The 12,113-nt window shown below is 70.1% G+C and carries 10 protein-coding genes, 1 tRNA gene and 1 pseudogene; 9 read left to right on the top strand and 3 right to left on the bottom strand.

The genetic code is table 11. The features are described from left to right. Positions 1 to 57: 57 nt before the first annotated feature. Entirely contained in the window at positions 58 to 408 is a 351-nt protein-coding gene (locus I3F58_RS21820; RefSeq protein ID WP_240110357.1) for a metallopeptidase family protein, read from the bottom strand. 267 nt (positions 409 to 675) lie between these two features. Here I3F58_RS21820 and I3F58_RS21815 point away from each other — a divergent pair, with 267 nt between their 5' ends. From I3F58_RS21815 to I3F58_RS21800, 4 genes are all read left to right on the top strand, one after another. Continuing rightward, positions 676 to 1,248 carry a hypothetical protein gene (locus I3F58_RS21815; protein WP_240110356.1) on the top strand — a complete coding sequence of 191 codons (573 nt, stop codon included), beginning with the start codon at positions 676 to 678 and terminating at the stop codon, positions 1,246 to 1,248. A gap of 225 nt (positions 1,249 to 1,473) precedes the next feature. Next, positions 1,474 to 3,582 (top strand): DEAD/DEAH box helicase, encoded by a 2,109-nt coding sequence (locus I3F58_RS21810; protein WP_240110355.1) that lies wholly within the window; start codon positions 1,474 to 1,476, stop codon positions 3,580 to 3,582. A 151-nt stretch (positions 3,583 to 3,733) separates the two neighbouring features. Further along, positions 3,734 to 3,809, top strand: a tRNA-Lys gene (locus I3F58_RS21805). 292 nt (positions 3,810 to 4,101) lie between these two features. Then, entirely contained in the window at positions 4,102 to 4,629 is a 528-nt protein-coding gene (locus I3F58_RS21800) for an HD family hydrolase (protein WP_240110383.1), read from the top strand. A gap of 88 nt (positions 4,630 to 4,717) precedes the next feature. Here the strand turns inward: I3F58_RS21800 and I3F58_RS21795 are convergent, their stop codons facing one another. Next, positions 4,718 to 5,521 (bottom strand): hypothetical protein, encoded by an 804-nt coding sequence (locus I3F58_RS21795; protein ID WP_240110354.1) that lies wholly within the window; start codon positions 5,519 to 5,521, stop codon positions 4,718 to 4,720. A gap of 303 nt (positions 5,522 to 5,824) precedes the next feature. Between I3F58_RS21795 and I3F58_RS21790 the strand changes: the two genes are divergently transcribed. The 3 genes from I3F58_RS21790 to I3F58_RS21780 all read left to right on the top strand — a co-directional run bounded on the left by I3F58_RS21790 (position 5,825) and on the right by I3F58_RS21780 (position 8,510). Further along, positions 5,825 to 6,559, top strand: coding sequence for a translation initiation factor IF-2 (locus I3F58_RS21790; RefSeq protein ID WP_240110353.1), 735 nt, complete (start codon positions 5,825 to 5,827; stop codon positions 6,557 to 6,559). A gap of 120 nt (positions 6,560 to 6,679) precedes the next feature. Then, positions 6,680 to 7,318, top strand: a complete 639-nt coding sequence (locus I3F58_RS21785; protein WP_240110352.1) for a hypothetical protein — start codon at positions 6,680 to 6,682, stop codon at positions 7,316 to 7,318. 664 nt (positions 7,319 to 7,982) lie between these two features. Then, complete coding sequence (locus I3F58_RS21780; protein WP_240110382.1) at positions 7,983 to 8,510, top strand: HD family hydrolase; 528 nt, start codon at positions 7,983 to 7,985, stop codon at positions 8,508 to 8,510. Positions 8,511 to 9,444: 934 nt separating this feature from the next. On the opposite strand, the pseudogene I3F58_RS21775 reads toward I3F58_RS21780, so the two are convergent. Beyond that, a pseudogene (locus I3F58_RS21775) lies at positions 9,445 to 10,680 on the bottom strand (IS701 family transposase). Between the two features lie 246 nt (positions 10,681 to 10,926). On the opposite strand from I3F58_RS21775, the gene I3F58_RS21770 reads away from it, so the two are divergent. Together I3F58_RS21770 and I3F58_RS21765 are read left to right on the top strand one after the other, a co-directional pair. Beyond that, positions 10,927 to 11,079: a hypothetical protein gene (locus I3F58_RS21770; RefSeq protein WP_240110351.1), complete on the top strand. Its 153-nt coding sequence runs from the start codon at positions 10,927 to 10,929 to the stop codon at positions 11,077 to 11,079. Positions 11,080 to 11,243: 164 nt separating this feature from the next. Continuing rightward, a partial coding sequence (locus tag I3F58_RS21765) for a serine/threonine-protein kinase (RefSeq protein WP_240110350.1) occupies positions 11,244 to 12,113 on the top strand: 870 nt, incomplete at its 3' end.

Below are 12,113 nucleotides of genomic sequence, written 5' to 3'. Positions count from 1 at the left end.
GCTATGCCCGTACGGGGCGGCTCTGCGGCGCGTCGGCGGAGCGCCGCGGCGGAGGGGTCAGCCCCAGCCCAGTTCGTGCAGGCGTTCGTCCTCGATGCCGAAGTGGTGGGCGATCTCGTGGACCACGGTCACGGCGACCTCGTGCACCACGTCCTCGGGCGTCGCGCAGTACCGGAGGGTGGGGCCCATGTAGATCGAGATGCGGTCGGGCAGCACGCCCGCGTACCACTCGCCGCGTTCGGTGAGCGGCGTCCCCTCGTAGAGCCCGAGCAGCTCGGGGTCGTCCGTGGACGGTTCGTCCTCCACGAACACGGCCACGTTGTCCATGACCCGCGCGAGTTCCGGCGGGATCTGGTCCAGGGCGTCACTCACCAGCTCTTCGAAGGCCTCGCGCGTCATCTCCAGCACACGCCCATTGTCCCCGGTCGCGGTCCGTCCCGGCGGCGGCTCGGCCCGGCTGTCGCAGACGGGTGCGGTACCCGCCCCGCGGTGTCCTCCGGGGAGCTGTGCGACCGACCGGGGTCCGGGCGTGTCCCTTGCGGGTGAGCGGGAGTTGGGCAGGGAAATCCCGTGTCCCCGCCTGGAGGTGCCCCCGTGCGCCAAATGCCCGCCCCCGTCCGATGGGCCGTGACCGCACTGGCCGTGATGGCCTCCGCAGGCTCCGTCAGCGGCTGTATGAGTGTGTCCGACGACAGCTCGCGGCCCCTGCCGAGCGAGTCGGTGGACCCGTCCGGGGCGGCGGCGGCCGAGGCGGACGCCGGTGCTCCGCTCCCGGGCGGGCACCACGAGGCGCGCAGCGGCCACGAACGGCGGCGCGGGTCGGACGACGCGCCCGGTGACGACGCCTCCCCGTCGCCCGGCGCGTCGGCGTCCCCGTCCTCCTCCCCGTCCCCGTCGGCCGCGCCCGAGCCGGACGCCTCGCCCTCCCCCGGAGGGCAGGAGCCGCCTGCGGGGCCCGGCGGCGACGGCACGGGCGGGAGCGGCGGCGAGGGCGGCAGCGGCGGCGGGGACGACGGGACGTCCACGCCGCCGGACAGGACGACGCCGGGCACGTCCCCGTCTCCGTCGGACGCGCCGCCGGAGCCCCCGCAGCCCTCGCCGTCCCCGTCGTCCGAGCCGCCGGAGCCCGAGCCGTCGGAACCGCCTTCCGCGTCGCCGTCGGCGGACACCCGTACCGAGGCCCTGCGCGGCGACCGGTCCGGCAAGCAGAGCGAGCCCGCGGCGTCGCCGCAGGTCGCGCCCGCGTGACTGGGAACACGGGATGCGGGTTTGCGCTGAGTGGGGGAGGGTGCGTATGGTGGTAGATCGTTTGATCCCATTTGCCCGGCGCCAAGACAGAAGAGCGCCGCGTGTGGCGCGTACTCTCCCCCTGCCGTGGCTGACCGCATAGAGGCGGTCGATTTGCGAATCTTCAGCGAAACACGGAGTTGACGGGCGCGTGCTGCCGAGACTCCGGAAGGTTTCGCATTTCGCATGTCCATCTTCAGTTCTGACCAGCCTGTCCTGACGTCCGAGGACGAGGTTCTCGAGGAAGCCGCCGTCGCGGTCGCCGTCGACGAGGCCATCGAGGAGGCCTCCGGCGTCCAGGAGACGGTCGAGGCCGACGAGCCGACCGTCACCTTCGCGGACCTGGGCCTGCCCGAGGGCGTCGTACGGAAGCTCGCCCAGAACGGCGTGACCACGCCCTTCCCGATCCAGGCGGCGACCATCCCGGACGCCCTGTCCGGCAAGGACATCCTGGGCCGCGGCCGTACCGGCTCCGGCAAGACCCTCTCCTTCGGCCTGCCGCTGCTGGCCACGCTGGCCGGTGGCCGCACCGAGAAGAAGAAGCCGCGCGGCGTCATCCTCACCCCCACCCGTGAGCTGGCCATGCAGGTCGCGGACGCCCTCCAGCCGTACGGCGACGTGCTCGGCCTGCGGATGAAGGTCGTCTGCGGCGGTACGTCGATGGGCAACCAGATCTACGCCCTGGAGCGCGGCGTCGACATCCTCGTCGCCACTCCGGGCCGACTGCGCGACATCATCACCCGCGGTGCCTGCTCCCTGGACGACGTCAAGGTCGCGGTGCTCGACGAGGCCGACCAGATGGCCGACCTGGGCTTCCTGCCCGAGGTGACCGAGCTGCTCGACCAGGTGCCGACCGGCGGTCAGCGGATGCTCTTCTCCGCGACCATGGAGAACGAGATCGCGACCCTGGTCAAGCGCTACCTGAATGACCCGGTCAACCACGAGGTCGACGCGGCACAGGGCGCGGTCACGACCATGAGCCACCACATCCTGATCGTGAAGCCGAAGGACAAGGCCCCGGTCACCGCGGCGATCGCCGCGCGCAAGGGCCGCACGATCATCTTCGTGCGGACCCAGCTGGGCGCCGACCGCGTCGCCGAGCAGCTGCGGGACGCCGGTGTGAAGGCCGACGCGCTGCACGGCGGCATGACGCAGGGCGCCCGCACCCGGACGCTGGCCGACTTCAAGGACGGGTACGTGAACGTGCTCGTCGCGACGGACGTCGCCGCACGCGGCATCCACGTGGACGGCATCGACCTGGTCCTGAACGTGGACCCGGCCGGGGACCACAAGGACTACCTGCACCGCTCGGGCCGCACCGCGCGCGCCGGCCGCTCCGGCACGGTCGTGTCGCTGGCCCTGCCGCACCAGCGGCGCCAGATCTTCCGGCTGATGGAGGACGCGGGCGTCGACGCCTCGCGCCACATCGTCGGCGGCGCCGGGGCGTTCGACCCGGAGGTCGCGGAGATCACCGGCGCCCGTTCGCTGACCGAGGTCCAGGCCGACTCGGCGGGCAACGCCGCGAAGCAGGCCGAGCGTGAGGTCGCGGACCTGACCAAGCAGCTGGAGCGCGCGCAGCGCCGCGCGGCCGAACTCCGCGAGGAGGCCGACCGCCTGGTGGCCCGTGCTGCCGTGGAGCGGGGCGCCGACCCGGCCGAGGCGATCGCCGAGGCGGCGGAGCAGGCGGAGCGCGAGGCCGCGCAGGCCCCGGCCCGTGAGCCCCGCGAGAACCGCGAGCCGAGGGCCGAGCGCGGTGACCGTGGCGGCGAGCGCGGCGGCTTCCGCCGTGACGACCGCCGTGACCGTGGCGGCGAGCGTGGTGACCGTGGCGGCGATCGTGGTGGCTTCCGTCGTGACGACCGTCGCGACGACCGCCCCTCGTACGACCGCCGTGACCGTGGCGGCGAGCGTGGTGACCGTGGCGGCGATCGTGGTGGCTTCCGTCGTGACGACCGTCGCGACGACCGCCCCTCGTACGACCGCCGTGACCGCCGTGACGACCGCGGTGACCGTGGCGGCGAGCGCGGTGACCGCGGTGGCTTCCGCCGTGACGACCGTCGCGACGACCGCCGTGACGACCGTCCCTTCAACCGTGACCGCCGGGACCGCGACGCCCGCGGCGGTGACCGCAGCGGCGACCGCGGCGGCTTCCGCCGTGCGGACCGCCCGTTCAACCGCGACCACCGCAGCGGCGGCCACGACCGCCCGTACGGCCGCCGTGACGACCACCGGGGCGCCGGCACCGGCTCCTACGGCCGCCGTGAGGACAAGCCGCGCTGGAAGCGCAACGGCTGACACGCCATAGCCCTTCGGACGGGCCCGCCCACGACACCCCGGTGCGTGGCCGGGCCCGTCCCCCTGTCGGGCCTGGCCGGATGAGCCCCGTGGTCCGATACCCGGTCGGCTCACCGCGCCCGTCGGGCTATGCTCGGGGATGACCCGTCACGGGCCCTTAGCTCAATTGGCAGAGCAGCGGACTTTTAATCCGTTGGTTGTGGGTTCGAGTCCCACAGGGCCTACCAGGTCCGGCGCCGTCGTACGGCGCTGACTCCGGGTTCCGTGCCCCGGCCGCTCCATGCGGCCGGGGCACAGTTGTGCCCGGGCGCCCGGGTGCGTGCCCGGCGCGGTGGATGTGCCGAACGGCCGCCTCGTCAGTGCCTGGACCGACGACGGCCGGGCCTTGTCGTGCGTCCGGCGCGGAGCGGCCGGCGTGCACTAGGTTCTCCGCGACCGCATCTGACGGACCGGGAGGGCACCATCGCCGACGAGACGACCGCCGAGCAGGCCGCCGGGACCGCCGGATATCTGCTGGAGATGGGCATGTTGAAGCGGGCCGCACGGTCGGGCTGGTGGATCGCCGGGATCAAGGACCCCGAGTCCATCGCGGAGCACAGCTTCCGTGTCGCCCTGATCGGTGCGGTGCTGGCGATGATGGAGGGCGCCGATCCGGCCAAGGTGGCGCTGATGGGTGTCTTCCACGACACACAGGAGACGAGGGTCGGGGACATCCCCCACATCGGCCGCCGCTATCTGACCGCCGCCTCCAACGAGCAGGTCACCGCCGACCAGCTCGCCGCCGCCCACCCCGCCGTGCGCTCCGGCATCCAGGAGGTCGTCGAGGAGTACGAGAACGGCGACAGCCTGGAGGTGTTGGTCGCTCACGACGCCGACAAGCTCGAATGCCTCGTCCAGGCCGTCGAGTACCGCGAGCAGGGCCACCAGAACGTCCAGAACTGGATCGACACCAGCCTCAACAACCTCAAGACCGCCTCGGCCCAGCAGCTTGCCGAAGCCGCCCTCAGCATGACGTCCGTCGAGTGGCAGCAGACCTACCTGCGATAGGAGACGGGCGCAGCCCTGGTTCGTCATCCGAGGCAGGGCTGCGGGATCCCACGTGCAGGTCGCGGTCACGCACGCGAGAACGACCTTGCTATGGAGCGGATGGAGCTGCGGAAGCGAGCGTGTGCCTCGCGGCGGTCGTGAACCGCTCGCGAATGCCCGCGCGGGCTTCCTGGTTGCGCTTCAGTTCATCGACGATCACAGTCGCTTGGTCAAGGAATGCGGAAAACCCGTCGCCGTCCTCATTCGCGCGAGCGATTGCTGCGTTGGCGAGTTCCTGGGCTCGTTCGAAGCTCTCGAATATCGCTGGCGCCCGCGGGTCCTCATGGAGCGGTCGACCGCTTTCGTGCGCCTCCGCCACAAGCTCTCGCATATGCCTCTTGGTCTCCTGCATGGCCTCCGTAGCGGCTGCGATCGCTGGCGTTGTTCCGTTGGTCATGCGTTCGGTCGCTGTCGGAAGCGTTGACTCGGTGAGCGTCTTCAGCTTGGTGGCTATGTCCACGTCACGCCGAATGCTGATGGCGAGCTCTTCCGCCGCCCCGGCCACCTCGGCCGGTCCTAGGATGTCGATTCTCCGAGCACGCTCTGTCATGCGGCCGACAGCCTCTTTCAGCGGGTTGATTCCCGACGATCCGGAGTCTCCTGGCAGTCCCACGGAGTCGATGCGACGAAGGCACTCGTCCCATGTTGCCAAGAAACCTTCGTACGCTTGAAGCCGCTGTTGCCGAAGCCAGTGGGCTTGATCGACTGTGGCTTGATCGCGAACTTGCTGCAAGGTGGCTTGTGCGCTGAGTACGGCTCCCTTCTTCGCGGCCCGCGCCGACAGAACTGCACCGACGACTGTGCCGGCCAGCCCGAACACCGCAGCCACCAGGGCGACGACCAGTTCCTCCATAACCGGACATCATCGCGGCGATGACCGTCGTGCGAAATGGGGCGTCTCATGGGTCTGGTTCCATCGACCTGTGCCTGGGGCTCGTGCTCCACGGCCGCCTCGACGACGTTCGGCCCGCCGCCAAGATGATGGTTTGCGGCCTCGCCGCGCCCGTTGAGGGCCGAGCTCGGGGTGTGTGCCCGCCGCCGGAACCTCACGGGGTGCGCCCATGTCTGATCGCCGTATCGGCTGAGTGCGATCGCCCACACCGGTCTGAGTACGCGAGCGGTTGCCTGCCGCGCGCAGCGCCGGAAGAGTAGCCGCATGCGCCGACTGCTGTTGCTCGCTCCGCTGTTGCTGTTCACCGGCGCCTGCGGGGTGGTGCAGTCCTCCGAGGGCGAGGCGACGGACGTCGCACGGGAGGTGGCCAGAAAGGCCGGCGAGCGGCTCTACGGACAGCGTCCGCGCACGGCGGAGGAGGTCGGGCGCTCCGCTTCCGGCATCGATGGGGTGGAGGTACTGCGGGTGACGGGTTCCTCGACGCATGACGGGGATGGCGTCGACGTGGTCGTTCGCACGTCCGGCTCGGCGTACAACCGATGGGTCGACCTCGAGGAGGTCACTGTGCGGCGCTGTTTCGCCGTGCGGGTGTCGCCCAAGTCGGAGTGGCGTGAGGATCCCCGTGACGTGGACTGCCCAGGTGGCCCTCCGTTGACCTTCGCCCCGCCACCCGAACCGCCCCGGCTGCCGTACGAGGAGCTTCGCGCGAAACTCCCCCAGGTGCCGGAGGGCGGACGGGTGGATGAGGCCAAGGTGCGCCATGCGCTCGCTGCCCTGGACCTGCATCCGGCGATCCGTACCGAGGTGAGGGCGGACGGCGGCCGAGTCGGCGTTCTCCTGTCGGTAAAGGGCAACGGCTTCGACGCGCAGGACTGTCTTCTTGCCCGTGTGGGCCCTGGCGCCACCGAGGTGTGGGTGCCGTCCCGGATCCAGCGGATGCCTGGAGAGGGCGGCTGTACCGTCGGCAACGCCCTGAACCCGGTACCGCCACCGCACTGAACGGGGCGGTCAGCCCATTAGTACTCCAGTGCGGTTTCGTGATCTATCCGGTTCGGTCCCTGTCCAGCATGAGCATGCCGATGTGGAAGACTGTCTGGATTGTGCGTGAGGAGGCGACGGGTGAGTAACCGGCATGTGCGGAAGATGCTGCGGCAGATGGCGAGCGGGGAGCCCGTTCAGGTCACCAGCGCCATGGCCTCCATGAAGAAACTCGCCCGACTTGCCTTTCTCGCCAAGCAGTTCGGGTACGAGTACGCGGACGCATGGCGGGGCGGTGGGCCACAGGGCAACGGGTTCGTGATGCTGATCGTGCCCGACCCCAGCCCGCAGGCCCAGGCGCGTGCCGAGCAGAACTGGGCGCGTTATCCGAAGGCGAGCGACGGGGTCGCGCTGCCGCCGCTCGTGCCCAACGAGGTCGAGCTTCTCAAGTCCCGCATCACGTTCGACCTTGCCACCACGTACACCGAGAAGCAGCTGGCGGTAATCATGGGTGTCGGCTTCAGCGCGTTGGCCGTGGGCCTCGGTTTCCAGCTCGGCGCGGACACCACCGCCGCGGTCATCGCCGGCATCGTCTGGGCGGCGCTGATGGCCTTCGTACCCATCGGGCTCGTCGCTGGCCGACGCTACAGAGCCAAGCACGTCGCACGGCTGCAGGCCGCAGGGTTCACATCGGTAACCGATCAGAGTGGGCGACTACGGTACATTCCGCCAGGCGGGCAGCTTCCCGGGCACGGCAATCCGTTCGCCGGAGGGGTGTAGGGCCTCCGCCCACCGCCGGGCCCGTGTGCGGGCGGTGGCCAGGCGGCAGGAGTCGATGCAGGTCTCGATGATGGTGCCGTGGCAAGTGTCCCGGTGGCTTCAAACGACTCGTGAACAAAGCCATCCTGTCTCCACACCCCGCCGCAACCAGCAAGATCACGAAACCACACTGGAGTATCAGTGCCTCTCGTGCGTGAGCGATGCGTGAGCGGACGGGGTGTTACGGGCTGGACGAGGTGGCACCGTGGTCCGGCCCAGACCGCTCTGACCAGGGCAGCAAGGATCGCTCGACATCCACCAGCATCCGTAGTCATGATCTTGGGGGGTCTTTTAATCCGTTGGTTGTGGGTTCGAGTCCCACAGGGCCTACCAGGTCCGGCGCCTTCGTACGGCGCTGACTCCGGGTTCCGTGCCCCGGCCGCTCCACGCGGCCGGGGCACAGTTGTGCCCCGGCGCCCGGGCGAGTGCCCGGCGCGGTGGATGTGCCGAACGGCCGCCCCGTCAGCGCCTGGACCGACGACGGCCGGGCCTTGTCGTGCGTCCGGCACGGAGTGGCCGGCGTGCACTAGTTTCTCCGCGACCGCATCTGACGGACCGGGAGGGCACCATCGCCGACGAGACGACCACCGAGCAGGCCGCCGGGACCGCCGGATACCTGCTGGAGATGGGCATGTTGAAGCGGGCCGCACGGTCGGGCTGGTGGATCGCCGGGATCAAGGACCCCGAGTCCATCGCGGAGCACAGCTTCCGTGTCGCCCTGATCGGTGCGGTGCTGGCGATGATGGAGGGCGCCGATCCGGCCAAGGTGGCGCTGATGGGTGTCTTCCACGACACACAGGAGACGAGGGTCGGGGACATCCCCCACATCGGCCGCCGCTACCTGACCGCCGCCTCCAACGAGCAGGTCACCGCCGACCAGCTCGCCGCCGCCCACCCCGCCGTGCGCTCCGGCATCCAGGAGGTCGTCGAGGAGTACGAGAACGGCGACAGCCTGGAGGTGTTGGTCGCTCACGACGCCGACAAGCTCGAATGCCTCGTCCAGGCCGTCGAGTACCGCGAGCAGGGCCACCAGAACGTCCAGAACTGGATCGACACCAGCCTGGCCGGCCTCAGAACCGCCTCCGCCCGGCAGCTTGCCGCAGCCGCCCTCACCATGACCTCCGTGGAGTGGCAGCAGACCTACCTGCGTTGATGACGGCGCGGCAGGAACTCTGTGATGGCGGGGCCGTGATTGACAGAGCACACCTGGCGAAGGTGCTGCTGAAGTTCATACACAGGGACTTGGTGACACTCGCTGCGATCTCGACTTGCGTGTCCTCAACGAAGTCGACGACACCGTCGTCCAAAAACGAGAGACGGCCCGGCTGATCTGGCCGGGCCGCTCACAACCTCGTTGATCAGGCGAAGCCGCGACAGCTTCGTTGATCAGGCGAAGCCGCTCTCAAGGCAGGGTTCACGCAGAGACTTGTCCGGATTCCCCTTCACGTTCCGTGCAGATGTCGTCGATGAAGTCAACCGTGCGAACTACGTCATATCCGCACAGGCCGCCGCTGTCGTAGATCTCTTCCGTGTGGAGCAGCACCCTTTCTGCATTCCACACAAGACCAAGGGCGATGGATGCAGCAGCAATAGTCCCAGTAAGTTTAAATTTAGATGCACTTCGACCCGGAGGCCGCTTTACGGTCTCGTGGCGAGCATTTCCGCCACCCCCTTCTGTATCCGGGCGAGTGTTGCCGACCCCGAGGAGCCCCATCACGCGGGTTGTGATTCCACTTATCCGGAGCATGTCTTCTCCCGTGTCGCTGACTACGGCGACGGCGGATGCCGCGCGTGACGCACACCTCTGCGACTCCTTTCCAGAGATGCGCCTCACGGGCGGCACCCACCCTGATCGGGAGTGGGGCAGGTACCCAGCGGAGGTACTGGCTTTGCATGGAGGCTAGCGATTGAGCGCCGCGCGCCGCCATCCCCCGCTGGTAGTAGAAAATCTACGCAGCATGGCCTAATAGTGCTTCGTTAGGTTCTGAGTCTGGTTCTGTTGCGGGGCAAGGGCCGGCCGCAGGTGGTGCAGGTGCCGGTCCAGCACTGCAGCAGGTACTGGAGGGTGTCGAGGACCTGGTAGAGGGTCAGGCCGGCGTGTGGGCTTTTGGGTCGAGGCGCCTGAGGGTGAGGAAGGCCTGGGCGGCGGTGACGAGGGTGACGTGGTGGTGCCAGCCGCGCCAGGTGCGGCCTTCGAAGTGGTCCAGGCCGAGGCCGTGCTTGAGCTCGCGGTAGTCGTGTTCGATGCGCCAACGCATCTTCGCCCACCGCACCACGTCCTCGACGGGCGTGTCCGGCGGCAGATACGAGATCCAGTAGCCGGTCGGGGCCGTCTCCTCGGCGGGCCACTCCACCAGCACGGTTCGCACCGGCAGCACTCCGTCCCACTGGTAGTTCCCTCCGCCGGCTTCCTGCGCGGCCCGCAGGGCCTGCTTGCCAGCCGGCCGCACCCACAGCGCCGCGAACCGTGAGGTCATCGGGCCCTTGCTGCCTTCACGCCAGGTGACTTCGCAGAAGTCGGAGGCCGGCACGTCGGCAGCGAGGTCGGGCAGAGCCCGCGGCGGGGTGCGGTAACGCGGCAGGGTCGGCGGTCCGAGCCCCCATAGGCCGGACAGTGCGGTTCGACAGCCTCCGCGTGAGCGACCTCCTTGCCCGTCAGCGCGACCACATAGGACAAGCCCCGGTCCTCCAGCGCCAGGCGGAAGGGCGTGCTCGCTCCGTATCCCGCGTCGGCCACGACCACCGACGGGATGAACTTCCAGTCGGCGAGCGTGTCGAGGAGGTCGAGAGCCAAGCGCCATTTCTCCTGGTGGCCGACATCGGCAGGGACTCCGGCCGCCCGGCAACGGACCGCATCGTCGGTCCACTCCCCGGGGCAGGTAGATCTGCCAGTTCAACGGGCACGAAGCGGTGTCGGTCGCCGCGTGGACGCTGACCGCGACCTGGCAGTTCGACCGCTTTCCCAGAGCCCCGCAGTACTGGCGGGCCACCCCCACCGATCGGGTCCCGCACTTGGGAAACGACACATCGTCGATCACCCACACCTCGGGCGTGATCACCTCACACAGCCGCTCGGCGATCCGCCGCCGCACCGGCAGCGGATCCCACGGCGACTGGTTCACGAACTGCTGCAGGGCCTGCATGTTCCCGTCCGGCAGCCGCTCGGCCATCGGCTGGATCGACTTCCGGCGCCCATCCAGCATCAGACCCCGCAGATAGCACCCGCCCCACCGCCGCTGATCCCGCCGCGGAAGCGACCCAAAAACATCGGCAACGAACTCCGATAACTCACCCCGGAGCCGTTCCACCTCCCCAAGCCTCATGACCGGGAGATGCCCACCACCAGGCGAGATCACTCGACGTAACGAAGCACTACTAACGAGCTCGTGCACGGTAAGTGATGAGACGTCGAGGGCTTCGGTGGGACCGGTGCTCACCTCTGTCGTCGGGGGTCCAGGTCTGCGGTCTGCTGGTGGGACAGTAGGCCGGCGACGGCCTGGACGGTGTCGCTGATGTGCTCGCGACGGCCGAGGTGGCGGGCGAGAGCTCGCCAGTTCTTCAGATGGGCGATGCCGTGCTCGACCCGGATGCGGCGTCAGGCCGCCGGGCTGATGACCGCCGCCGACCGCGCCGCCATGGCCGGGCGGGGAGACCCGCGGGTGTCCGTACCCGCCGTGCGTGGCCTCGTGCGGCCGTTCTCCGCCCGCTGCCTGCCGGTGTGAGCGGGCCGGTGCCGCGGTCTCGGGGGAGCGACCGGCTCCGGTCCGTCCGCCCCTGTGCGTATGCCTGCCCGCGCTCTGGCCCTCGCCTCCGCGACCGGCTTCGGCCCGGGGCGCAGTGCGTGCCTAGAGTGTGGTCCTTCTGGCGGGCGCGCAGGTGGGAGTTCGTGGTGCAAGAGGATCTGCTGGCGGACCGGTACAGCCTGATGGAACCCCTCGGCAGCGGCGGGTCCGGCCAGGTGTGGCGCGCCTGGGACAGTGCCCTGGGGCGGCAGGTCGCGCTCAAGGTCCTCGCGGCTCCGCCCGGCGACCCGGACGCGGCGCGCCGGGCGTGGGACGAGGCCCACACGGTGGCCGGCCTGTCGCACGCGGGCATCGCCGCGCTGTACGACCTCGGGCACGCGGCGGACGGGCGGCCCTTCATGGTCATGGAGCTGGTGGAGGGATGGAGCCTGGCGGAGCTGATCCGGACCCAGGGCGTCCTCGGCTGGGAGCGGGTCGCCGACCTCGGCGCCCAGGTGGCCCGGGCGCTCGCCGCCGCGCACGGCCGGGGCGTCGTCCACCGGGACGTCAAGCCCGCGAACCTGCTGGTCACCGAGGACGGCACGGTCAAGGTCGTGGACTTCGGCATCGCCGTCCTGGCCGGGCGGGACGCCGGGCAGCCGTCGGGCCCGCCCGACACCCCGCCGGCTGCCTGGGCCCCGCTGGGCACCGCCGCCTACACCGCGCCCGAGGTCGCCCTGCGGCACCCGGTGGGGCCGTCCGCCGACCTGTACGGGCTGGGCTGCACCCTGTACGAGGCGCTCGTCGGCCGGCCGCCGTTCCCGGGCGCCGACGCGGCGGAGGTGCTCTACCGGCACGTTCACGAACAGCCCGCCCACCTGGGTGAGATGCGGCCCGACGCTCCGCGTCAGCTGACCCGGACCGTGCACGCGCTGCTCGCCAAGAACCCGGCCGACCGCCCCGCCCTGTGCGGGCTGGCCGCCGCGCGGCAGGCGCTGCTCGCCGGGCTGGTCGAACCGTCGGCCCGCACGGGC

The organism is Streptomyces sp. MUM 203J (assembly GCF_022414595.1).
In the GTDB taxonomy this organism is placed as follows: Bacteria; Actinomycetota; Actinomycetes; order Streptomycetales; family Streptomycetaceae; genus Streptomyces.
This window is presented reverse-complemented; position numbering and strand designations above follow the sequence as displayed.

Excerpts from the sequence above, each read along its gene's own strand:
- I3F58_RS21815 (WP_240110356.1), top strand. The coding sequence starts at position 676 with ATGAGTGTGTCCGACGACAGCTCGCGGCCCCTGCCGAGCGAGTCGGTG.
- I3F58_RS21810 (WP_240110355.1), top strand. The coding sequence starts at position 1,474 with ATGTCCATCTTCAGTTCTGACCAGCCTGTCCTGACGTCCGAGGACGAG.
- I3F58_RS21800 (WP_240110383.1), top strand. The coding sequence starts at position 4,102 with ATGGGCATGTTGAAGCGGGCCGCACGGTCGGGCTGGTGGATCGCCGGG.
- I3F58_RS21795 (WP_240110354.1), bottom strand. The coding sequence starts at position 5,521 with ATGGAGGAACTGGTCGTCGCCCTGGTGGCTGCGGTGTTCGGGCTGGCC.
- I3F58_RS21790 (WP_240110353.1), top strand. The coding sequence starts at position 5,825 with ATGCGCCGACTGCTGTTGCTCGCTCCGCTGTTGCTGTTCACCGGCGCC.
- I3F58_RS21780 (WP_240110382.1), top strand. The coding sequence starts at position 7,983 with ATGGGCATGTTGAAGCGGGCCGCACGGTCGGGCTGGTGGATCGCCGGG.
- I3F58_RS21770 (WP_240110351.1), top strand. The coding sequence starts at position 10,927 with ATGCCGTGCTCGACCCGGATGCGGCGTCAGGCCGCCGGGCTGATGACC.